The following is a 21,542-nucleotide window of genomic DNA, read 5'->3' as shown; positions in this document are numbered from 1 at the left end:
CACGGGACTGCTGGCGGTCGAATCCCGACGAACCCCCTCCGGCTCGGGTCGGAGGGGGTTCGTCTCTGGAGAGGTCGGGCGGCGGTCAGCGGGGAGCGGTCGAGCGAGGCAGCGTGGCGGGAGGGCGGAGCCGGGTGATGGCCCGGGTGGCCAGACCCGCCCCGCGCAGGAGCCACCGGAACGCGGTGGTGGACGGGCCCGGCACGATGCCGGCCAGCTGTACGCCGTCGAGCAGGTCGTAGAGCGTTTCGCCCTCATACATCAGGTGCTCGGCGTTGAAGTGATAGCGGTCGACGGCGGTGCATTGGATGAACGCGCCGTTGCCCGGGATCGCGGTGGCGTCCGCACCGTAGGGGTGCAGCTTCAATGGCCCGACGATGTGGCCACTTCCGTAGTAGCGCACCACCATTCGGACCTCGCCGGTCGGGGACAGGTCGATGTAGCACTGGCCGGGTATCGGGTCGTAGCGCCAGTCGGGGATGGCGTCGAAGAAGGCGAAGTTGTAGGCCACGAATTCGTCGAGTCCCACCATGGTCGCGCCGAGTGTCGTCACGTCCTTGTAGCGCAGGTCGTCGGTGTAGAGCTCGTGGTTGTAGCTCATGTCCCGGGTCTGCCAGCTCCACCAGTACTTCTTCGCCCAGTCGAGGGTCCAGGCGATATCGAGGCCGTGCCCGGCGTAGAACTCGATCTTCCTCTCGTAGTCGTCGAACCATGTGCGGGTCATGGCGGTCAGCGCGGCTTCGTCGAGGACGGCGACCGGCTCGGCGCGGTTGGTCAGCACCGCCGGGATCGGTTGCGCCAGGCGTGGCTGTCGCAGTGACAGCTGGAACTGTTCGTCGGTGAACATCGCTTTCTCCATCCGGAAGCACCTGCTTCCTGATGGGAAATGGTTCTTGTAAAGTGGTGCCGTGTCAAGGAGCTACGGCGGGCAGACCGCCGAGGGCCGCGCTGCCGACCGGCGGGCGCGCCTGATCGATGTCGGTGTCGATATGGTTGGCACGCAAGGTGTTTCCGCCCTGGGGATGCGCTCGGTGTGCCGTACGGCGGGGTTGAGTCAGCGGTTCTTCTACGAGAGCTTCGCCGATACGGAGGGGCTTTTGCACGCGGTGTACCAGGCGGCGCTGTCCCGCTTGGAGGAAGCCGTCGCGCCGGCGGCGGCATCCGGCGATCTGCACGCCGTGTTCGAGGCCGCGGCCCGCCTCATGGAGGCCGATCCACGGATCTGTCGCATTCTGCTGATCGAGCCGGTGGCGGACGCGCGGCTGCGGGGCTATGTGCGCGAGACCATTCCAGCGATCACACTGGCCGTCCTCGGCGATCGCGTCACCGGCTCGCCGGACGATCCCGGTGTGCGGATGCGCTTCTCCGCCCTCTTCGGCGCCCTGATCTCGCTGTTCGTCGAGTGGACGGAAGGCAGTCTCGGTACCGACCGAGACGCCTTCGCCACCCACGTGACGGCGGTCGCGACGCAACTCCTGAGCGAGATCAGCCCGGCAGGACCGAGTCGTCGATGACGAGGCGGGCTCGTGACTCGCCGGGTCCGCCATTGCTCGACCGGTCGGACTGAGTCACGGCCGCCATCACATTCCCGCATCTGTCGGGTTCGCTACCTGTCAACGCCGGTAGTGCGTCGGCCCGCTTGCTCGGCGTCGCCACCGTCGGGTCAGTGGCGCTCCTCGAGTCCGACCGACTCTCGCAGCCGTTCCGCCGCCGCGCGGAGTTCGGGATCGGTGGACGCCGACGAGGTCATGAGCGTGGCCAGTGCCTCGGCGATGACATTGAGTTTCTCCTGCGCGGCCTCGCTCGCGCGGCGGCCCGCGTTCTCGAGAAGGACTACCAGTAGCAGCGTGAAGACGCTCGCGACGGTGTGGATAGCGACCTGCCAGGTCTTGAGATCCGTCCACCACGGCAAGCTGATCAGCCACGCGGCGACGATTCCGACGCAGAGGAAGAAGAACGGAGCCTGGCTCACCCGCAGTTCGGCATGCTCGACGAACCGGTCGAAGGGCGAGCGGTGATCACCTCCGCCGCGGCTGCGCGCGGCTGTGCTGCGACGCTCCATCATCGGATTCTAGTCGCGTCCAACCCGGGTGGCATCCAGCCGATGTCGTGCCCGGACATCCCTTTATCTGTTCACATAGACAGATAAATGGCGTAGTGTTCTGACAGGTGAACGGCAATACCGTGGCAATGCACATGAGCGACGGGATCGTCGATGCGCCGACGTCGCTGATCTTCGTGGGGATCGCGGCAGTGGGGCTCGGGTTCGCGGGCTGGCGAGCACGGGCCGAGCTGGATGAGCGAGCGGCGCCGATGGCCGGACTCGTCGCCGCGTTCATCTTCGCGGTGCAGATGGTGAATTTCCCGATCCTGCCCGGCGTGAGCGGGCACCTGCTGGGCGGGGCGCTGGCCGCCATCCTGGTCGGGCCCTACCTCGGGGCGTTGTGCGTGGCGATCGTGCTGGTCGTCCAGGCATTGCTGTTCGCCGACGGTGGGCTGACCGCACTCGGTACGAACATCACCAATATGGCCCTCATCGGTGTCGGCGTGGGATATCTGGTCGCCCGCGCCGGGGTGTCACTGCTGCGCCGGCGCGCCGACACCGGCATCGGCATCGTGGCCTTCGTCGCCGCGCTCATCGGAACCCTCTGTGCCGCCATGGGTTTCGTCGTCGAATACGCGATCGGTGGTGCCGCGGGCTCCACGGTCGGCGCCGTCGCGGGCTACATGTTCGTCACGCACGCGCTGATCGGGATCGGCGAGGGCATCATCACCGCGATCACGGTGGTGGCGGTGTTCAACGCGCGGCCCGACCTGGTCTACGTGCTCCGCGCGGCGGAACCGGTGTCCGCCACGGCGTCTCCCGCTCGCGCGCGGCTGTCGTTCACCGGATTCCTGTGGGCGTTCGCCGCGGCTGCCGTACTCGTCGCGGGCGTGCTGTCCTACGCCGCGAGTTCCCATCCGGACGGGCTCGACGCCACCACCCAGCGTGGGTGCACCACGGTCGAGGTGGACGGTGGCGAGGAGCTGCGGGGTGAGTGCATCGCCCAGAGCGCCGAGGAACACCGGTTCGCCGGTTCACCGCTGGCCGACTACGCGATCGACGGCAACAGTGATCTGGCCGGTCTGGCGGGCATCGTCGGCGTCGCGGCGGCCTTCGCCGTGCTGTTCGCGGTGGTCCGCACGATCCGGATCGGGCGGCACGGGACGCGCCCGGCGGATCGTGCCGATGAGGCCGCGGCGCTGTCGGACGCGGAGCCGGAGTAGGTGAGCGGCCCGGTCCACCGGCTGTATCTGGCGGGGAACTCGCCCGCGCATCGTGCGCCGGCCGAGGTGAAGATCGTCTGCGCGGTGGTCGCGGTGTTCGCGGTCGTGGCGACCCCGCGGGAGTTGTTGTGGCCGTTCGGCTGTTATGCCGTGGGCCTGGTCGCGCTGTGGCGGTGGTGGGGAATCCCGCTGCGCTGGATCGCGCCTCGGCTGCTCATCGAGCTGCCCTTCGTCGTGCTGGCGGTCCTGCTGCCCTTCGCCGCCGGGGAACCCCGCACCGAGGTTCTCGGACTGTCGCTGTCGGTGACCGGCCTGTACGCCGCGTGGGGCATCATCGCGAAAGGCACGATCGGCGTGGGCATCTCACTGACCCTGGCCGCGACGACGAGCGTGCGTGCCCTGCCCGAAGGGCTGACGCGGCTGCGGGTGCCGGGCACGATCGTCATGATCGTGGTGCTGATGCTGCGCTATGTCGACGTGCTGGTCGCCGAGGCGGCGCGGATGCGGCTGGCGCGGATCTCGCGCGGCGACGATCCGCGCACCCTGCGCCATGCCGGAGCAACGGCGCGCGGTGCGGGCACCCTGTTCCTGCGGTCCTACGAACGCGGCGAGCGGGTCCACCTGGCGATGCTGTCGCGTGGGTTCGACGGCGCCGTGCCCGATGTCGGCACCCCGCACGCCACCGGCAGGCAGTGGCTGCTCGGCTGCCTGCCCGCGGCCGCCGCGATCGTCGTCTGCGCCGGTGCTTGGATGGTGCGGTGACCGAACCGACGACACCCGCGGTGCGCGTGGTCGACCTGACCTTCGCCTATCCCGACGGGACCGGCGCGCTGAACGGGGTGAACCTGCAGATCGCGCAGGGGGAGCGGGTAGCCGTCCTCGGGCCCAACGGGGCGGGCAAGTCCACCTTGATGCTGCACCTGAACGGGGTGCTCACCGCCACCTCGGGACAGGTGCACATCGGCGGTCTGCGGCTGGACCGCGACAGTGTGCGCGAGATCCGGGAACGGGTCGGGGTGGTGTTCCAGGACCCCGACGACCAGCTGTTCATGCCGACCGTCGAACAGGACGTCGCGTTCGGTCCCGCCAACTTCGGCGTCCGCGGCGAGGCTCTCGCCGATCGCGTCCGCGAGGCGCTCGCCGCGGTGGGGATGACGGATCGGGCCGGGCGGTCACCGGCGCACCTGTCGCTCGGGGAACGCCGTCGGGCCGCACTGGCGACGGTGCTGTCGTGCCGGCCCGAGGTTCTCGTGCTCGACGAGCCCGCCGCCAACCTCGATCCGGTGGCCCGCCGCGAGCTGGCCGAGATCCTGCTGTCGCTGCCGACCACCATGCTCGTGGTGACCCATGATCTGCCCTACGCGCAACGGATCTGCGACCGGGTCGTCATCCTCGACGGCGGCGAGGTCGTCGCCAACGGCCCCACCGCCGACATCCTCGGCGATGCCGCCCTGCTCGCCGCGCACCGCCTCAGCTGAACATTCGGCCATCGCGTCGGCGGGTTGCCGAGGAGTAGCCTCAGCAGTGGGTTCTCCCTCGACGAGCCGAGACTGCGATGCACGAAATGGCGATCACCCAGAGTGTCATCGACGCCGTCTGCGAACACGCGGCGGGAGCACGGGTGCACAGCGTGCTCCTGGAGGTCGGCGCGCTGTGCGCGGTCGTCCCGGAGGCGATGCAGTTCTGCTTCGAACTCGCCGCCGAGGGAACTCTCGCCGAGGGCGGGCGCCTCGAGATCGACGTGGTGCCCGGCCGTGCGGCCTGCCGACGCTGCGGCGCCGAGTTCACCGTGCTCGAACCGATCGTCCTGTGCGAATGCGGCAGCGCCGATGTGGCGATCAGCGCCGGGCACGAACTCCGAATCCGGTCGATGGAAGTGAGCCGAGAATGTGCGCAACCTGTGGATGTGGCGACGACGACGCCGCGGTGATCACCCTCCCGCACGAGCACGAGCACGAGCACCACGGGCACAGTCATGGTCACGGCGGTGATCACGTGCACCTGCCGGTGACCGAGACCATCACCCTCGAGCAGAAGGTCCTGGCCAAGAACGACCTCCTGGCCGAGCGCAACCGGGACTGGCTCACCGCCCGCGACATCCTGGCGCTGAACATGACCAGCTCACCCGGCGCGGGCAAGACCACGCTGCTCGAACGCACGATCCGCGAGTTCACCGAGATGCCGATCGCGGTGATCGAGGGTGACCAGGCGACCCTGCTCGACGCCGAGCGGATCGGGGCGACGGGCTGCCGGGTGGTGCAGATCAACACCGGCGCCGGCTGTCACCTCGACGCCGAGATGACCTACCGCGCGCTCGAGACGCTGGACCCCGCGCCCGGCACCCTGCTGTTCGTCGAGAACGTCGGCAACCTGGTGTGCCCGGCGTTGTTCGACCTCGGCGAGCGCGGCAAAGTCGTGGTGATCTCGGTGACCGAGGGCACCGACAAGCCGCTGAAGTACCCGCACATGTTCGCGGCGGCATCGCTGGTCCTGGTCAACAAGATCGATCTCCTGCCGTATGTCGACTTCGACCTGGACAGATGCCGGGAATACGCGACCGCGATCAACCCGCACGCGCAGATCCTGCCACTGTCGGTGACCAGCGGTTCCGGCATGACGCAGTGGTACGAGTGGCTGCGGCGGCAGCGCTCGGCAACTATTGAGGATCACTCACGGGAGACATAGACTGACGTGATCAGGATCACATCGTGGGCCACCACGAGCCTGCGATGCCCCGCTTCAGAAAGTGGCACAGCCCATGCCCACCCAGGAAGCAATCAAAGCAGAACAGGCCCTCATCCACGTGCTGTGGATCAACGCAGGCCTCAGTTGTGACGGTGATTCGGTCGCGCTGACCGCCGCGACCCAGCCCAGTATCGAGGAGATCGCCCTCGGCGCTCTTCCCGGGCTCCCGCAGATCGCGGTGCACTGGCCGTTGATCGATTTCGAATGCGGTCCCACCGGTGGTGCCGACGATTTCCTCGAATGGTTCTTCAAAGCCGACCGCGGTGAACTCGAACCGTTCGTGCTGGTCGTGGAGGGCTCCATTCCGAACGAACAACTCCACGAGGAGGGCTACTGGTGCGGCTTCGGCAACGATCCCGCGACCGGTCAGCCCATGACGACCAGCGAATGGCTCGACCGGCTGGCCCCGAAGGCCACCGCGGTGGTCGCGGTCGGTACCTGTGCCACCTACGGCGGCATCCACGCCATGGCGGGGAATCCCACCGGCGCGATGGGTGTGCCCGATTACCTCGGCTGGGACTGGAAATCCAAGGCGGGAATCCCGATCGTGTGCGTGCCGGGTTGCCCGGCCCACCCGGACAACATGTCCGAAACGCTGACCTATCTGCTCTACATGGCCACCGGACAGGCGCCGATGATTCCCCTCGACGAGGCGCTGCGGCCGAAATGGCTGTTCGGCGCCACCGTCCACGAAGGCTGCGATCGGGCGGGCTACTACGAGGAAGGCGACTTCGCCGACGAATACGGCTCACCGAAATGCATTGTGAAACTGGGCTGTTGGGGCCCGGTGGTCAAATGCAACGTCCCCAAGCGGGGCTGGATCAACGGCGTCGGTGGCTGCCCGAATGTGGGTGGCATCTGCATCGGCTGCACCATGCCGGGATTCCCGGACAAATTCATGCCGTTCATGGACGAGCCGCCGGGCGGGAAGATCTCCTCGACGGCATCAGGGCTGTACGGGTCGGTGATCCGCAGCCTGCGCCACATCACCGGACGCACGGTCGACAAGGAGCCGCGCTGGCGGCACAAGGGCGAGAAGCTGGAATCCGGCGCCACCCGCACCTGGTAGGAGGCGATTGGAATGACTGCCATCATCCCCGAGCCGTCGCACAAGAAGATCGAACCGGACAGTCTCGTCGAGATGGCCTGGGACCCGATCACCCGCATCGTCGGCAGCCTGGGAATCTATACCAAGATCGATTTCGAGAACCGGGAAGTGGTCGAGTGTCACAGCACCTCATCTATCTTCCGCGGCTACTCGATCTTCATGCGGGGCAAGGATCCGCGCGACGCGCACTTCATCACCAGCCGCATCTGCGGCATCTGCGGCGACAATCACGCCACCTGCTCGTGCTACACCCAGAACATGGCCTACGGGGTGAAGCCGCCGCACCTGGGCGAGTGGATCGTCAATCTCGGTGAGGCCGCGGAATACATGTTCGACCACAACATCTTCCAGGAGAATCTGGTCGGCGTGGATTTCTGCGAGAAGATGGTCGCCGAGACCAATCCCGGCGTCCTCGCCCAGGCCGAGAAGACCCCGGCCCCGCATTCGGCCGAGCACGGCTACCGCACGGTCGCCGACATCATGCGCGCGCTGAATCCGTTCACCGGCGAGTTCTATCGGGAAGCGCTGCAGGTGAGCCGCTACACCCGCGAGATGTTCTGCCTGATGGAAGGCAGACACGTGCACCCGTCGACGCTGTACCCCGGCGGCGTCGGCACCGTCGCGACGATCCAATTGATGACCGACTACATGACGCGCCTGATGCGCTACGTCGAATTCATGAAGAAGGTCGTGCCGATGCACGACGACCTCTTCGATTTCTTCTACGAGGCGCTACCCGGGTACGAACAGGTCGGCTTGCGGCGCACCCTGCTGGGCTGCTGGGGGTCCTTCCAGGACCCGGAGGTGTGCAATTTCGCGTACAAGGACATGGAGGAGTGGGGTCGGCGGATGTTCGTCACCCCCGGTGTGGTCGTCGACGGGAAACTGGTGACCACCTCCCTGGTCGACATCAATCTCGGCATCCGAATCCTGTTGGGCAGTTCGTATTACGACGACTGGACCGATCAGGAGATGTTCGTGAAGACCGACCCGCTCGGTAATCCGGTCGACCGGCGGCACCCCTGGAACCAGCACACCAATCCCAAGCCGCAGAAGCGCGACATGGACGACAAGTACAGCTGGGTGATGTCGCCGCGCTGGTTCGACGGCACCGACCATCTGGCGCTCGACACCGGTGGCGGACCGCTGGCCAGATTGTGGTCGACGGCGCTGGCCGGGCTGGTCGATATCGGCTATGTGAAGTCGACCGGGCACAGTGTGCAGATCAACCTGCCCAAGACCGCGTTGAAGGGACCGGTCAGCCTCGAATGGACGATCCCCGCGTTCGGCAGCAACACCATCGAACGCGATCGCGCCCGCACCTACTTCCAGGCCTACGCCGCGGCCTGTGCGCTGCATTTCGCGGAGCAGGCGCTCGTGGAGATCCGGGCGGGGCGGACCAAGACGTGGGAGCACTTCGAGGTGCCGGACGAGGGAATCGGCTGCGGATTCACCGAGGCGGTGCGCGGGGTGCTGTCGCATCACATGGTGATCAAGGACGGCAAGATCGCCAACTATCACCCGTATCCGCCGACGCCGTGGAATGCCAACCCCCGCGACAGCTTCGGCACGCCGGGCCCGTACGAGGACGCGGTGCAGGGCCAGCCGATCTTCGAGGAGAACGACCGCGAGAACTTCAAGGGCATCGACATCATGCGCACCGTGCGCAGCTTCGATCCGTGCCTGCCGTGCGGGGTGCACATGTACCTCGGCAACGGCAAGACGCTGGAGAAACTCCACTCGCCCACCCAGACTCTCACCGGGGAGTAACGGTGACGCCGGATCGGCAGGGGGAGCACGACGAGGCAGCGATCGACCGAGACCGATGGCGCGGCGCAGGCGAGCGGATCGAGACCCTGCTCGACGCCAGTTCGGCGGGTGGGGTCGTCGCCCGTGAGCGCGCCGAGCAACTGGTGCGCGAGGTCTCCGATCTCTACGGCGAGGGGCTGGCCCGGGTGCTCGCGGTCGTCGACGACGACATGCGCGACCGGCTCGCCGCCGACGACCTCGTCGCGAGCCTGCTGCTGGTGCACGGCCTGCATCCGCACGATGTGCACACCCGGGTCCGCGCGGCCCTCGACAGTGTGCGCCCGTACCTGGGGTCTCACGGTGGCGATGTCGAGCTGCTCGGCGTCGTCGACGGCGTCGTGCGCCTGGAACTGTCCGGAAGCTGCCGGACCTGCCCGTCGTCCTCGGTGACCCTGGAACTGGCCGTGGAGGACGCGGTGCGCGCCGCGGCGCCGGAGATCGAATCGATCGAAGTCGCTGCCGCGCAACCGGAGTCGACCGATGCCCTGATCTCGGCCGACTCGCTGTTCGCCCGGGTGCATGCCGAGCATCATCCGGTGGCCGAGCAGCACGGGAGCTGGATCGCGGTCCCCGAGCTGGGGGAGCTGGGCGCCGGCGAGGTCGGTGGCTTCGCCATCGGTGGGTACGCGGTGCTCGCCTGCCGGGTCGGCGACGACCTGTTCGTCTACCGCGATCACTGTCCGGCGTGTGACCACTCCCTGGCCGGCGCCGCGCTGCAGCGGCGGGTCGGATTCCCGGTCGGGGACGCGGTCCTGCGCTGTCCGACCTGCCGAGCGCACTACGACGCCGTCCACGCCGGTGCCAGGGTGGACGGCGACGGCCATCTCGAACCGCTGCCGCTGCTGGTGCGCGCCGGCGAGCTGTCGGTGGCCGTTCCGGTGGGGGTGGCCGGGTGAGTTCTCCGCTGGGGGTGCTGCGGCGCCTCACCGTCGACCGCAAGCCCGCCGTCGCGGCGGGCGAGCGGTGCGAGATGTGCGCGGAGTCCCTCACCGCCGAGCACCAGCACGTGGTGAATGTCGAAGGGCGCCAGCTGCTGTGCGTGTGCCGGGGGTGCTACCTGCTGTTCACCGATCAGAACGCCGCCCTGCGGTACCGGGCGGTGCCCGACCGGTACCTGAGCTTCCCGGAGTTCGCCCTCGGCCACGGCGAGTGGGACGCGCTCGAGATCCCGGTGGGCCTGGCGTTCTTCTTCGACAATTCCGCGCTGGGCCGCACCGTCGCGTTCTATCCGGGACCGACGGGCGCCACCGAATCCGAACTGCCCCTCGACGAGTGGCGCACCCTGCTCGACCGGCACCCGGAGATCGATGTGGCCGTCCCGGATGTCGAGGCGCTGATGATCCGGGTCCCCGAGCGCGGCACCGCCGAGGCCGTCTGTCTGCTGCTGCCGATCGACGCCTGCTACGAGTTCGTCGGCCGGATGCGGTTGCTGTGGCGCGGGTTCGACGGCGGCCAGGACGTGCACCGGTACCTCGACGAGTTCTTCGCCACGGTGTCGGCGCGGGCCCGGCCGGGGGGTGTGTGATGTGCCCGGCCTACTCGACGACCTTCGCGGTCCTCGGTATCGCGCCCGAGCCCTACGCCGCGACGCCGACCCTGACCGCGCGCGTCGGGATCGCCGCGCTCGGCGAGGAGCCGGTGCACGCCATCGCCTTGCGCGCGCAGGTGCGGATCGAACCGCACCGGCGCGGCTACACCGACGAGGAGAGCGCGGGCATGATCGACCTGTTCGGGCCGCGCGAACGCTGGCGCGACACCCAGCGTTCCTTCCTCTGGATGCACTGCGCCACCATGGTTCCCGGATTCCACGGCGGTGCCCAGGTCGACCTGCCGATGCCGTGCACCTACGACTTCGAAGTGAGCGGCACCAAGTATCTGCACGCGCTGCGCGAGGGGACCGTGCCGCTGATCTTCCTGTTCAGCGGCACCGTGTTCATCCGCGGCGCCACCGGTTTCGCGATCCAGCAGATCCCGTGGGACCGCGAGGACAAGTTCGAGATGCCGGTCTCGGTGTGGGACGACCTGATGGCCGCCCACTTCCCGAACTCGGGCTGGCTGCGGCTGCGCCGCGACACCCTCGACGCGATCGTCGCCTACAAGTCCGAGCACGGACTGCTCGGCTTCGACGATGCGGTCGCCCGGCTGCTCGACACCGCCGAGGACACCTCATGAGTGCCGACCCGACGAGATCACGAGCCAGGGCACGCGCGGTCGCCGACGCGGTGCTCTACGAGGGCTACCTGCTGTACCCGTACCGGGCGAACTCGGCGAAGAACCAGTCGCGCTGGCAGTTCGGCGTGCTCGGCCCGGTCGGTGCGGCCGCGGCGGGGCTGGGGGAGGAAGCGGAGCTGTCGGCCCAGTGCCTGCTCGACGCCGGTGCGCGCACTTCGATCACCCTGACCGTCCGGTTCCTGCAATTGCAGCGCCGCGCGGTCGAGGATGCCGGGGGAGTCCCGGTCGCTGAGCTGGCGATCGGCGGGCGATCGTGGATCAGCTGGGACGAGGCGGTCGAATGCGAGCAGCGGATCGGGCCGCTGCGCCCGGCCGATTCGACGGCACGCCTGTCGATTCCGGGTGGAACCGACGTCGAGGCGATCCCGGGACCCGACGGGACACCGGCAGGCCGGTTGGTCCGCACCCGCGAGCACCTCGACGGTGAGCTGCGGGTGGCGGTGGAACCCGACGGGCGCTGGACGCGGCTGAGCGTGACCCTGCGCAATATCGGTGCCCCGGCGGCCGACCAGCCCGCAGCGATGGCCCGCTCCCTCATCGGCGCGCACGTCATCGCCGAGGTCGACGACGGCTCGTTCGTCTCGCTGCTCGAACCCCCACCCGACGCCGAGGCCGCCGTGGCCCGCTGTGCCCAGCACCGCTGCTTCCCGGTGCTGGCCGGGCCGCCCGGCGACCACAGCATCGTGCTGATCTCCCCGATCATCCTCTACGACCACCCCGAGATCGCCGAGCAGAGCGAAGGACCGCTGTTCGACTCCACCGAGATCGACGAGATCCTGACCCTGCGGGTGATGACCATGACCGATCAGGAGAAAGCCGCCGCCCGCGCGACCGACCGGCGGGCCGCCGAGATCATCGACCGCTGCGACGCCATGACCCCGGAGGCCCTCCAGCAGCTGCACGGGGTGCTGCGCGATCCCCACGCCGACGCCGCCGCGCTGATCCCCGAGGTGCCCGACGGTGTCGACTGGTGGGACCCGGCGGCCGACAACGCCGTTCGGCCCGAGTCCGACGCGGTCATGGTCGGTGCGGTCCGGGTGCGCAGCGGCACCAGGGTCCGCCTGCATCCGTCGCGGCGCGCCGACGCGCACGACCTGTTCTACGACGGCCGGATCGCCCGGGTCGTCACGGTGCACGCCGATGTCGACGGGCAGGCGCATGTCGGCGTGGTCATCGAGGACGACCCCGCCGCCGAACTGCACGAATGGTACGGCCGCTACCTGTATTTCGCCCCGGAGGAGATCGAACCACTCGACAGCCGACGAGAATGAGAGAAGAGGTCAATCATGGCCACGATAGGAATGATCGCGGTGGCGTGTGCCGCGGTGGTGGCGACCGTCGCCGCGGTCCTCGGTGTCCGGTCGATCCCGGACCTGCAGCGCTACCTGAAGATGCGCCGGATGTGAGATGACGGCGCGGGTGCTCGTCGCCGGGATCGGGAACATCTTCCTCGGCGACGACGGTTTCGGGCCCGAAGTGGTGCGACGGCTCCCGCCGCACGGTGCGGACGTGCGCGTCGTCGACTACGGCATCCGCGGCATGCACCTGGCCTACGACCTGCTCGACCCCTGGGACGCGCTGGTCCTCGTCGACGCGATCCCCGACCGCGGCACCCCCGGCGCGCTGTCGGTCTTCCACGCCGAACCCGACGCCACCGGCGCCGCGCAGCTCGACGCGCACGCCATGAACCCCGACGCCGTGTTCGCGAGCGTGCGCGCGCTCGGCGGGACCCTGCCGCCGACCGTCGTCGTCGGCTGTCAGGTCCACTCGGTGGCGGAGGGCATCGGACTGTCCGCACCGGTCCTCGCGGCGGTCGACCCGGCCGTTGTCGCGGTGGCCGAGGTACTCACCCGACTGGCCTCGGCCGCGCGGGTACCCGACCCGAACCGATCGGAGGGATGAACCATGTGCCTCGGCATCCCCGGACAGGTCGTGGAGATCCTCGACGGCTATCACGGGCAGCTCGCCCTGGTCACGGTGTCCGGTGAGGACCGCAAGGTCAATATCGGTCTGCTGGACGAGGATCCGGTGCACCCCGGCGACTGGGTGATCATCCACATGGGGCTGGCGGTCGAGAAGACCGACGAGGCCGGTGCCGCCACCGCGCTGGCTGGGCTGAATCTGCTCGGCCGAGGCGAGCAGCCATGACCGCCGACCGGCAACGCCGTCGCCTCGTGGTTCGCGGGGTGGTGCAGGGCGTCGGCTTCCGGCCCTTCGTCTACACCACCGCCGCCGAACTGTCGCTGGCCGGATCGGTGTCCAACGACAGCTCGGGGGTGATCGTCGAGATCGAAGGCGCGCCCGCCGATCTGGACGAGTTCGCGCGGCGGCTGCGCGAGCGTCCGCCGCCGCTGGCGGTCGTGGAAGCGGTCGAGCAGCGCACCGTCGCGCTCCTCGGCGGCACCGGATTCCGCATCGCCGACACCACTCGCGACGGCGGCGGCCGCACCCTGGCCTCACCCGACGTCGCGATCTGCGCCGACTGCGCCGCCGAACTCACCGATCCCGCCGACCGCCGCTATCGGCACCCGTTCATCAACTGCACCAACTGCGGTCCGCGATTCACCATCATCGCCGCACTGCCCTACGATCGGCCGAGCACGTCGATGGCCGACTTCCCGATGTGCCCGCGCTGCGCCGCCGAGTACGCCGACCCGGCCGACCGGCGCTTCCACGCCCAGCCCATCGCCTGCCCCGACTGCGGCCCCCGGCTGACCTGGTCCGGGCCGGGTGACCCGGTGGAGTCGGCCCGAAACCTTTTGCGCGAGGGGGGAATCCTCGCCGTGAAGGGCATCGGCGGCTACCACCTCGCCTGTGACGCCGCCGACGAGTCCGCCGTGGCGACCCTGCGCCGCCGGAAACGGCGCGGCGACAAACCTTTCGCCGTCATGGTCGCCGACCTGGCCACCGCGCGCACGATCGCCGAGGTCGACGACAACGCCGCCGCACTGCTGGGCGGCCCGCAACGGCCGATCGTGCTGCTGCCGCGTCGCGGCGACGCGCTCGCCCCCTCGATCGCGCCACGCAACCCCGACCTGGGCGTGCTGCTGGCCTACACGCCACTACACCTGCTGCTGTTCGGGCTCCCCGGCGACCTGCCCGGCCCGCGGGTCCTGGTGATGACCTCGGGCAATCTCGGTGGCGAACCGATCTGCTTCGACGACGCCGACGCCCGCACCCGCCTCGCCGGCCTCGCCGACGGCTGGCTCGCCCACGATCGCCGCATCCTCACCCCGTGCGACGACTCGGTGGTGCGTGTCGTCGACGGCGCCGAACTGCCCCTGCGCCGCTCGCGTGGCTACGCCCCGCTCCCGCTGACCCTGCCCGTCCCGGTGCCGCCGACGCTCGCCGTCGGCGCTGACCTGAAGAACACCTGCGCGGTGGGCGAGGGCCGCTACGCGTGGCTCAGCCAGCACATCGGCGACATGGACGACCTGGCCACCCTGCGCGCCTTCGGCTTCGCCGCCGAACACCTCGCCGAACTGACCGGGGTCCACCCCACCCAGCTCGTCGCCGACGCGCACCCGCGCTACCGATCCACCGCCTGGGCGCGCACCCACGCCGACGGCCGTCCGGTGCACACCGTGCAGCATCATCACGCGCACATCGCCGCGGTCATGGGTGAACACGGACTCGGCGCGACGGACACGGTCACCGGGATCGCGTTCGACGGCACCGGATTCGGACCCGACGGCGCGATCTGGGGCGGCGAGGTCCTGTCCGCCGGCTACAAGGGCTACCGGCGGCTCGCGCACCTGAAGTACGTGCCGCTGGCGGGCGGGGACGTCAGCGTGCGCAGGCCCTACCGGATGGCGCTGGCGCACCTGTGGTCGGCGGGCCTGGACTGGTCGGACACGATCGCCTCGGTCGCCGCCTGCCCCGCCGACGAACGAGCCGTGCTGGCACACCAGTTCGGTTCCGGCTTCGGCTGCACCCCGACCTCGAGCATGGGACGGCTCTTCGACGCCGTGTCCTCGCTGGCCGGGGTCCGCCACACCGTCGACTATGAGGCCCAGGCCGCGATCGAACTGGAGGCCCTCGCGCGGGCCGTCGATCCCGGCGCCCGCGCCTACCGGTTCGGCCTCGATCACAGCGCCGACCCGGCCGTGATCGACCCGGGCCCGGTCGTGGCCGCCGTGGTCACCGACGCCGCGCACGGCGTCCCGGCCGCCGTGATTGCCGCGCGCTTCCACCTGGCCGTGGCCGCGCTGGTGCTCGACCTCGCCCGCGATTTCGCACCACGCCCGACGACCGTCGCGCTCTCGGGTGGGGTGTTCCAGAACGCGCTGCTGCTCTCGGCAGCACGCGCTGTGTTGCGCGACAACGGATTCCACGTCATCACCCATCGCCGACTGCCGCCCAACGACGGTGGTCTCGCGTTCGGGCAACTACTCGCCGCCGGTGCGGGTTGAGCGAAAGGAGAGCAGCGATGTGCCTGGCAGTCCCGGGAAAGGTGCTCAGCCTGCACGAACGCGACGGCACCATGATGTCGGTCGTCGACTTCGGCGGCGTGCACAAAGACGTGTGCCTGGAATACATTCCGGACGCGGCGATCGGCGATTACGTGGTGGTCCACGTCGGCTTCGCCATCCAGCGCCTCGACGAGGAATCGGCGTTGCGCACACTGGCCGAATTCGAGCACCTCGGTGTGCTCAACGAGGAGTTCGGCGACGGGTTCGCCCTCGCCGCCAAACAATCCGGGCTCCCCGATCCCACGGCAGAACCGGCAGCGACCGACGCCGGCGCCGGCGACGACACGGAGGTGACGTCATGAAGTATCTCGACGAATTCAGCAACCCCGACCTGGCGAAGAACTTGCTCGACCAGATCCGCGCGGCCACCTCCCAGCGGTGGGCCATCATGGAAGTCTGTGGCGGACAGACCCATTCGATCATCCGCCACGGCATCGACCAGCTGCTGCCGAACGAGATCGAGATGATCCACGGCCCCGGCTGCCCCGTGTGCGTCACCCCGCTCGAGGTGATCGACAAGGCGCTCGAGATCGCCGCCCAGCCCGGGGTGATCTTCTGCTCCTTCGGTGACATGCTGCGGGTGCCGGGCAGCGAACGTGACCTGTTCCGGGTCAAGAGCGAAGGCGGTGACGTCCGCGTGGTGTACTCGCCCCTGGACGCGCTGACCATCGCCCGGCAGAACCCGGACCGGCAGGTGGTGTTCTTCGGCATCGGCTTCGAGACCACCGCGCCCGCCAACGCGATGACCGTCTACCAGGCCAAGAAGCTCGGCATCGAGAACTTCTCGCTGCTGGTCTCGCACGTGCTCGTCCCGCCCGCCATCGCCGCGATCATGGAATCGCCGAGCTGCCGGGTGCAGGGCTTCCTGGCCGCCGGACACGTCTGCAGCGTGATGGGCACCGAGGAATACCCGCCGCTGGCCGACAAGTACGGGGTACCGATGGTGGTCACCGGCTTCGAGCCGCTCGACATCCTGGAAGGCATCCGGCGCACCGTCACCCAGCTCGAGAACGGCAGGCACGAACTCGAGAACGCCTATCCCCGCGCGGTCCGCGCCGAAGGCAACCCGGCCGCGAAGACGATGCTCGCCGATGTCTTCGAGGTCACCGACCGCGCCTGGCGCGGCATCGGCGTGATCCCCGACAGCGGCTGGCGCCTCTCCGAACGCTACCGCGCCTACGACGCCGAGGACCGGTTCGCGGTCACCGACCTGCACACCGCCGAATCCTCGATCTGCCGCTCCGGCGAGGTGCTGCAGGGGCTGATCAAGCCGCACGAGTGCGCCGCGTTCGGCAAGCAGTGCACCCCGCGGAACCCGTTGGGGGCCACCATGGTCTCCTCCGAAGGCGCCTGCGCGGCCTACTACCTGTACCGGCGCCTCGACCTGCCCGCGGAGGTGGCTCATGCGTGAGGACAACGCGGCCGCGCTCGACATGGACAGCTGGGTGTGTCCCATGCCGCTGCGCGACTCGCCGACCATCGTGATGGGCCACGGTGGCGGGGGAGCGATGTCGGGTGAGCTGATCGAGCACCTGTTCCTGCCCGCGTTCGGCGCCGCCGCCGACGCCGGGATGGGCGATTCTGCGGTGCTCACCCTCGGTGGGACGCGCCTGGCGTTCTCGACGGACTCCTTCGTCGTGAAACCACTGGTGTTCCCCGGCGGGTCGATCGGTGACCTGGCCGTCAACGGCACCGTCAACGACCTGGCCATGGCGGGCGCGCGGCCGATGGTGCTGTCCACGGCGTTCATCCTCGAGGAAGGCACCGCGCTCGCCGAGATCGCCCGGGTGGCCGAGGCCGTCGGCACCGCCGCGCTGGCGGCCGGGGTCACGCTGGTCACCGGTGACACCAAGGTGGTCGACTCCGGCCATGGCGACGGGATCTTCATCAACACCGCGGGCATCGGCATCGTCGACGAGGGTGTCGACATCCGTCCGCAGCGCGCCCGCCCCGGTGACGTCGTGCTCGTCAGCGGTGACATCGGAGTGCACGGCGTCGCGGTGATGAGCTGCCGTGAAGGCCTCGAATTCGGCACCACCGTCTGCAGCGACACCGCGCCGCTCAACGGCCTGGTCGCCGCGATGCTGGCCACCGGCGCCGATGTGCACGTGCTGCGCGACCCGACCCGCGGCGGAGTCGCGGCGACACTCAACGAGATCGCGGGCGTCGCGAAAGTCGGTGTGGCGCTGGATGAACGGAAGTTGCCCGTGCCCGACGCGGTCCGGGACGCGTGCGGCCTGCTCGGCCTCGATCCGATGTATGTCGCCAACGAGGGCAAGCTGATCGCCTTCGTCGCCCCCGAAGACGCCGACCGGGTGCTCGCGGCCCTGCGCGCGCACCCGCTGGGCGCTCGCGCCGAAGCCATCGGGGTGTGCGTCGAGGACCATCCGGGCATGGTGGTCGCCCGCACCGCCCTGGGCGGGACCAGGGTGGTGGATCTGCCCGCCGGAGAACAACTGCCACGGATCTGCTGACGGGAGGCGCGATCATCGACGGGACCGGGATGTTCGCCCGCTACGCCTACGCGCCCAACCGGCTCGGCTACTGCGGTCCCGCCGACGCGCGGGCGCTGCACCACGGCTCCGCCGCCGACATCCGCGTCCTGGCCCGGCAGTTCTCCGGCGCCTGGCCCTACCTGCGGGCCATGTCGAGACTGACCGGCATCAGCGATCCCCTCGACCAGCGCCTCGTCGAGTCCTACTGGCTCGGTGGCGGGATCGGCGCCGACCTCGACGCCGACGCCTTCACCACCGAACTGCTCGCGATCATCGCGCCGATGGCCGGGCACTACTGGTCGTACCTGAACGCCGACCTCGCCGCGGAAGCCGCCGCCAACCACGGCTTCCACGTCTTCGGCGTGTACCCCTGGACCCGGCTGCTCGGGCGCGGCGCCGACGAACACCCGATCCGCATCCTGGACAGCTGCCGCATCACCTGGGGCACCGTGACCGCCCGCGACGGAAGCACGGTCGCTGTCCGCTGTCAGCGGCTGGTCCTGGACGGTTCGCTGCTGCGGCTGTCCGTCCCGGCGCTCCAGCGCGCCGAAGTGGACGACGAGCACCTCGCGACCGACGTGGCTGTCGGTGATCAGGTCGCCGTCCACTGGGGGCGTGTCTGTGGCCGTCTCGATTCCGGGCAGACGCGCGCGTTGGTCACTAGCACCGCACGGCAGCTGCGGGTGACCAACCGCCGGTTGACCGGCACCGCGCGAACCGCTCGGCGCTAATCGTCCTCGGCGCGTCCGGCCTCAGGGATGAACGAGAGTCCGGTAGGTCTCGAGGATGCGGCGAATGGAGGAGGTCACCAGGAGCTCGCCGTCGAGTGGCGCCCAGACGTACCGGGCGTGGACGGTGAGGCGGATCGGATCGGTCGCCGCGACATCCACCGCGAAATGCAGGCGGCGCACCGGGTGCGCATCGGGGGACAGGTAGTCGAAATCCCCGACGTGGTGCCGAATCCCGGTGACGGTCAGGCCCGTTTCCTCGTACACGCCCCGGACGACCGCGTCGGCGAGGGGCTCGCGCGGCAGCACGGTGGTGCCGGGAAGCTTCAGCGTGGCCTTGATCGGGCCGGTGTCGTGGCGCGCGAGTAGGAGTACCTGTCCGCCGCGATCGATGATCGCACCGACTCGCGGTGCGGTACCGTCGACCTCGGCTCGACGCGACAGTTCTTCGAACTCCGACTCGGATACCACTAGTACTCACCAACTTTCGACTCCGCCACCGTTCACCACCGCGGCCGGATTCGACGACGGTGGTCGGTGATTACCGTACGTCTCGGGCACTACGGTCGTGGGCGAATCAGGACGCAAGATTGCGAAGCCGTGACCGAGCCCACGCACCCGATCCGGCCCGGATGAGATCCCGCGGACGAGCCCTCTCCGGTCCCGCGTCACCGGAGTTCTTCGGCGAGCCCGATGAGCAGGCCCTCGGGGCCACGGATGTAGCAGAGGCGGTAGACGTCCTCGTAGCGCACCACCTCGCTGCTGACGAGTTGCGCGCCGTATCTGCCCAGGCGAGCGAGCGTGTCGTCGATGTCGTCGACGGTGAACATGACGCGGAGGTAGCCCAACGTGTTCACCGGGGCCTCCCGGGGACCGTCGAGCACCTGCGGCACGAGGAAGCGCGACAGCTCGAGCCTGCTGTGCCCGTCCGGCGTGCGCATCATGGCGATCTCGACCCGCTGGTCGCCGAGGCCGGTCACGCGTCCGGCCCACTCGCCCGCCACCATGGCGCGGCCTTCGAGTTCTAGGCCGAGTTCGGTGAAGAACTCGATCGCCGCCGAAAGATCCTCGACGACGATGCCGACATTGTTCATCGTGACTGGCATGCGGTCATCCTAGGGACTCCGGGGTCGGGCGGTGGTCGTCGAGGAACAGCGGTGGCAGGAAGTGCAGCATCAGCGTCGACCACGTCAGGTGCGTGATCAGGGAGGCCTCGATCCCGCCCGTGTGCCGCCGCTGCAGGCCGAACAGAGTGCCCATGACCGCCGCGGCCAGCACCAGCGCCGGATTGCGCGTCGCGGTCGTGTTGAGAACGTAGGCGCCGGTGGATACGGCGACCGGCCGGCGGGGCGCGGCGTGGTAGACCGCACCGCGGAAGAAGACCTCCTCGGCCGCGCCGTTGGCCAGCGCGGTCAGCAGCACCGCCGGCGTCCTGCCACGATCGGCGTAACGCAGGAGCTCGGTGATCGCGCTGCGCAGCACCGGGATTCGTCGCACGATCAGGGCGCACCCGTAGAACGCACCGAAGGCCGCGATGCCGGTGATCGCGGGCACGAGGACCCGCCGGTCGCGCGGTCGCACCGGCGGCGGGGTGGTAGCCAGGCCACCGAAGGTCAGGGTGGCCGCCGTGGCGAGGGTGAGGCCGTAGAAGCGGGCACTCGCCGGCGGTGCGGCCAGCGAGGCGCCGAGCAGCGCCGCGCCGGTCAGGCCGACGACGGCGACCTCTCCTGGCCGTCGCTCGCCCCGCCTCGGCCGTCTCCTCCGCGGCCACGAGCCGGTCCTCATGCGTCGTGCCGCAGCCCGACGCGCTCGCCGAGCGCTCGCAGGACCGCCTCGTCGTAGCCGATCGTGTCGAACGGCAGGAGATCGCGGATGGTGGTGTCGTGGACGACGACCTCGTTGACCATCGAGTCGATGAGCGAGCGGCCGGTCTGCACATCGACATCGGTGACCAGCGCGAGCCACAGCGACGACAGTCGCGGGGAGAGGAGGGGAACGGGCACGATCGGTGTCGGCCGACCCTGGATCCGGGCCACGCGCCGCAGCATGTCGAGATAGGCGAGCACGTCCGGTCCGCCGATCTCATAGGTGTGGCCGGTCGTCCGTGGCTCGTCGAGCACGCCCGCCAGGTAGCGGATCACGTCGTCGACGGCGATCGGCTGGGTGCGGGTGCGGACCCAGCGCGGGGTGATCATCGCGGGCAGGTGCTCGACCAGCTGCCGGGTGATCTCCCAGGAGATGCCGCCGTGCCCGACGATGATCCCGGCACGCAATGTCGTGACCGGGACACCGGCCTCGCCGAGCAGCGTTTCGACCTGCCTGCGGCTCTGCAGATGCGCCGAGAGACGATCGGCGTCGTCTCCCAGCCCGCCGAGGTAGATGACGCGCTCGAGGCCGGCCGCGGCGGCCGCCTGCCCGAAGTTGCGCGCCGCCGCCGCGTCGCGCCGTGCGAAGTCCGCCTCGGTCAGCGAGTGCACGAGGTAGTAGGCGCAGTCGCAGTCACGCAGCGCGGGATACAGCGACTCCCGGTCGGCGACGTCGGCGCCGACCGGGGTGCCCGCCCCGCGATAGTTGCCCGGATGCCGGGTCATCGCCCGCACGGTGTGGCCCGACTCCTGCAGAACCGGGCAGAGCCGCCGTCCGATGAACCCGGTCGAACCGGCTACGAGAACGTCCACATCCGCTC

General features: G+C 69.4%; 26 protein-coding genes and 1 pseudogene. 21 read left to right on the top strand and 6 right to left on the bottom strand.

Annotated elements, in window-relative coordinates; genetic code table 11:
• Nucleotides 1–85: 85 nt before the first annotated feature.
• Complete coding sequence (locus tag ACFVW6_RS18275; RefSeq protein ID WP_378828963.1) at nucleotides 86–859, bottom strand: nuclear transport factor 2 family protein; 774 nt, start codon at nucleotides 857–859, stop codon at nucleotides 86–88.
• Nucleotides 860–908: 49 nt separating this feature from the next.
• Here ACFVW6_RS18275 and ACFVW6_RS18270 point away from each other — a divergent pair, with 49 nt between their 5' ends.
• Nucleotides 909–1,514, top strand: a complete 606-nt coding sequence (locus ACFVW6_RS18270) for a TetR/AcrR family transcriptional regulator (RefSeq protein ID WP_378828961.1) — start codon at nucleotides 909–911, stop codon at nucleotides 1,512–1,514.
• A gap of 149 nt (nucleotides 1,515–1,663) precedes the next feature.
• Here the strand turns inward: ACFVW6_RS18270 and ACFVW6_RS18265 are convergent, their stop codons facing one another.
• On the bottom strand, nucleotides 1,664–2,062 hold the full coding sequence (locus ACFVW6_RS18265) for a low affinity iron permease family protein (protein ID WP_378828958.1): 399 nt from the start codon (nucleotides 2,060–2,062) through the stop codon (nucleotides 1,664–1,666).
• A 107-nt stretch (nucleotides 2,063–2,169) separates the two neighbouring features.
• Here ACFVW6_RS18265 and ACFVW6_RS18260 point away from each other — a divergent pair.
• The 20 genes and pseudogenes from ACFVW6_RS18260 to ACFVW6_RS18165 form a co-directional block, all read left to right on the top strand.
• A pseudogene (locus ACFVW6_RS18260) lies at nucleotides 2,170–2,850 on the top strand (energy-coupling factor ABC transporter permease); the annotation flags it as partial.
• Entirely contained in the window at nucleotides 2,824–3,267 is a 444-nt protein-coding gene (locus ACFVW6_RS18255; protein ID WP_378829422.1) for a PDGLE domain-containing protein, read from the top strand. The pseudogene ACFVW6_RS18260 and the gene ACFVW6_RS18255, both read left to right, overlap by 27 nt.
• A complete protein-coding gene (gene cbiQ / locus ACFVW6_RS18250) occupies nucleotides 3,268–4,029 on the top strand; it encodes a cobalt ECF transporter T component CbiQ (RefSeq protein WP_378828956.1) in 762 nt (253 codons plus the stop codon).
• The gene (locus ACFVW6_RS18245; RefSeq protein ID WP_378828954.1) at nucleotides 4,026–4,745 is read left to right on the top strand and encodes an energy-coupling factor ABC transporter ATP-binding protein; all 720 of its coding nucleotides are present in this window, start codon (nucleotides 4,026–4,028) and stop codon (nucleotides 4,743–4,745) included. The genes cbiQ and ACFVW6_RS18245 overlap by 4 nt, the downstream gene beginning before the upstream one ends.
• Nucleotides 4,746–4,822: 77 nt before the next feature.
• Entirely contained in the window at nucleotides 4,823–5,197 is a 375-nt protein-coding gene (locus tag ACFVW6_RS18240; RefSeq protein ID WP_378828951.1) for a hydrogenase maturation nickel metallochaperone HypA, read from the top strand.
• Entirely contained in the window at nucleotides 5,155–5,952 is a 798-nt protein-coding gene (gene hypB / locus ACFVW6_RS18235) for a hydrogenase nickel incorporation protein HypB (protein ID WP_378828949.1), read from the top strand. Before ACFVW6_RS18240 ends, hypB begins: the two co-directional genes overlap by 43 nt.
• A 73-nt stretch (nucleotides 5,953–6,025) precedes the next feature.
• Complete coding sequence (locus ACFVW6_RS18230; protein WP_355272721.1) at nucleotides 6,026–7,081, top strand: hydrogenase expression protein HypE; 1,056 nt, start codon at nucleotides 6,026–6,028, stop codon at nucleotides 7,079–7,081.
• Nucleotides 7,082–7,093: 12 nt separating this feature from the next.
• Complete coding sequence (locus ACFVW6_RS18225) at nucleotides 7,094–8,890, top strand: nickel-dependent hydrogenase large subunit (RefSeq protein ID WP_378828946.1); 1,797 nt, start codon at nucleotides 7,094–7,096, stop codon at nucleotides 8,888–8,890.
• A 2-nt stretch (nucleotides 8,891–8,892) separates the two neighbouring features.
• Nucleotides 8,893–9,825 carry a NifU family protein gene (locus ACFVW6_RS18220; RefSeq protein WP_378828944.1) on the top strand — a complete coding sequence of 311 codons (933 nt, stop codon included), beginning with the start codon at nucleotides 8,893–8,895 and terminating at the stop codon, nucleotides 9,823–9,825.
• Nucleotides 9,822–10,454 (top strand): DUF5947 family protein, encoded by a 633-nt coding sequence (locus ACFVW6_RS18215; RefSeq protein WP_378828942.1) that lies wholly within the window; start codon nucleotides 9,822–9,824, stop codon nucleotides 10,452–10,454. The genes ACFVW6_RS18220 and ACFVW6_RS18215 overlap by 4 nt, the downstream gene beginning before the upstream one ends.
• On the top strand, nucleotides 10,454–11,101 hold the full coding sequence (locus tag ACFVW6_RS18210) for a DUF6084 family protein (protein ID WP_378828940.1): 648 nt from the start codon (nucleotides 10,454–10,456) through the stop codon (nucleotides 11,099–11,101). Before ACFVW6_RS18215 ends, ACFVW6_RS18210 begins: the two co-directional genes overlap by 1 nt.
• On the top strand, nucleotides 11,098–12,432 hold the full coding sequence (locus ACFVW6_RS18205; protein WP_378828937.1) for a hypothetical protein: 1,335 nt from the start codon (nucleotides 11,098–11,100) through the stop codon (nucleotides 12,430–12,432). The genes ACFVW6_RS18210 and ACFVW6_RS18205 overlap by 4 nt, the downstream gene beginning before the upstream one ends.
• Nucleotides 12,433–12,447: 15 nt before the next feature.
• On the top strand, nucleotides 12,448–12,567 hold the full coding sequence (locus tag ACFVW6_RS18200; protein ID WP_378828935.1) for a DUF6893 family small protein: 120 nt from the start codon (nucleotides 12,448–12,450) through the stop codon (nucleotides 12,565–12,567).
• A 1-nt stretch (nucleotide 12,568) separates the two neighbouring features.
• The gene (locus tag ACFVW6_RS18195) at nucleotides 12,569–13,063 is read left to right on the top strand and encodes a hydrogenase maturation protease (protein ID WP_357346663.1); all 495 of its coding nucleotides are present in this window, start codon (nucleotides 12,569–12,571) and stop codon (nucleotides 13,061–13,063) included.
• 3 nt (nucleotides 13,064–13,066) lie between these two features.
• Nucleotides 13,067–13,309: a HypC/HybG/HupF family hydrogenase formation chaperone gene (locus ACFVW6_RS18190; protein WP_355272704.1), complete on the top strand. Its 243-nt coding sequence runs from the start codon at nucleotides 13,067–13,069 to the stop codon at nucleotides 13,307–13,309.
• Nucleotides 13,306–15,573: a carbamoyltransferase HypF gene (gene hypF, locus ACFVW6_RS18185; protein WP_378828932.1), complete on the top strand. Its 2,268-nt coding sequence runs from the start codon at nucleotides 13,306–13,308 to the stop codon at nucleotides 15,571–15,573. Before ACFVW6_RS18190 ends, hypF begins: the two co-directional genes overlap by 4 nt.
• A gap of 17 nt (nucleotides 15,574–15,590) precedes the next feature.
• Nucleotides 15,591–15,935 carry a HypC/HybG/HupF family hydrogenase formation chaperone gene (locus tag ACFVW6_RS18180; protein WP_355272698.1) on the top strand — a complete coding sequence of 115 codons (345 nt, stop codon included), beginning with the start codon at nucleotides 15,591–15,593 and terminating at the stop codon, nucleotides 15,933–15,935.
• A complete protein-coding gene (hypD, locus tag ACFVW6_RS18175; protein ID WP_355272695.1) occupies nucleotides 15,932–17,044 on the top strand; it encodes a hydrogenase formation protein HypD in 1,113 nt (370 codons plus the stop codon). Before ACFVW6_RS18180 ends, hypD begins: the two co-directional genes overlap by 4 nt.
• Nucleotides 17,037–18,107: a hydrogenase expression/formation protein HypE gene (gene hypE, locus ACFVW6_RS18170; RefSeq protein ID WP_378828928.1), complete on the top strand. Its 1,071-nt coding sequence runs from the start codon at nucleotides 17,037–17,039 to the stop codon at nucleotides 18,105–18,107. The genes hypD and hypE overlap by 8 nt, the downstream gene beginning before the upstream one ends.
• 29 nt (nucleotides 18,108–18,136) lie before the next feature.
• Nucleotides 18,137–18,859 carry a DUF6390 family protein gene (locus ACFVW6_RS18165; RefSeq protein WP_378828925.1) on the top strand — a complete coding sequence of 241 codons (723 nt, stop codon included), beginning with the start codon at nucleotides 18,137–18,139 and terminating at the stop codon, nucleotides 18,857–18,859.
• A gap of 21 nt (nucleotides 18,860–18,880) precedes the next feature.
• On the opposite strand, the gene ACFVW6_RS18160 is transcribed toward ACFVW6_RS18165, so the two are convergent.
• The 4 genes from ACFVW6_RS18160 to ACFVW6_RS18145 all read right to left on the bottom strand — a co-directional run bounded on the left by ACFVW6_RS18160 (nucleotide 18,881) and on the right by ACFVW6_RS18145 (nucleotide 21,534).
• A complete protein-coding gene (locus tag ACFVW6_RS18160; RefSeq protein WP_355272687.1) occupies nucleotides 18,881–19,327 on the bottom strand; it encodes an NUDIX hydrolase in 447 nt (148 codons plus the stop codon).
• A gap of 197 nt (nucleotides 19,328–19,524) precedes the next feature.
• Nucleotides 19,525–19,962 (bottom strand): VOC family protein, encoded by a 438-nt coding sequence (locus ACFVW6_RS18155; RefSeq protein WP_378828922.1) that lies wholly within the window; start codon nucleotides 19,960–19,962, stop codon nucleotides 19,525–19,527.
• A 4-nt stretch (nucleotides 19,963–19,966) separates the two neighbouring features.
• Nucleotides 19,967–20,641 carry a CPBP family intramembrane glutamic endopeptidase gene (locus ACFVW6_RS18150; RefSeq protein WP_378828920.1) on the bottom strand — a complete coding sequence of 225 codons (675 nt, stop codon included), beginning with the start codon at nucleotides 20,639–20,641 and terminating at the stop codon, nucleotides 19,967–19,969.
• Nucleotides 20,638–21,534: an NAD(P)H-binding protein gene (locus ACFVW6_RS18145; RefSeq protein ID WP_378828918.1), complete on the bottom strand. Its 897-nt coding sequence runs from the start codon at nucleotides 21,532–21,534 to the stop codon at nucleotides 20,638–20,640. Before ACFVW6_RS18145 ends, ACFVW6_RS18150 begins: the two co-directional genes overlap by 4 nt.
• Nucleotides 21,535–21,542: the final 8 nt, after the last annotated feature.

Origin of the sequence: Nocardia sp. NPDC058244, assembly GCF_042882065.1 — a bacterium.
Classification (GTDB): domain Bacteria; phylum Actinomycetota; class Actinomycetes; order Mycobacteriales; family Mycobacteriaceae; genus Nocardia.
Note: the sequence above shows the minus strand (reverse complement) of the source record. Positions and strands in the feature narration are given on the sequence as shown.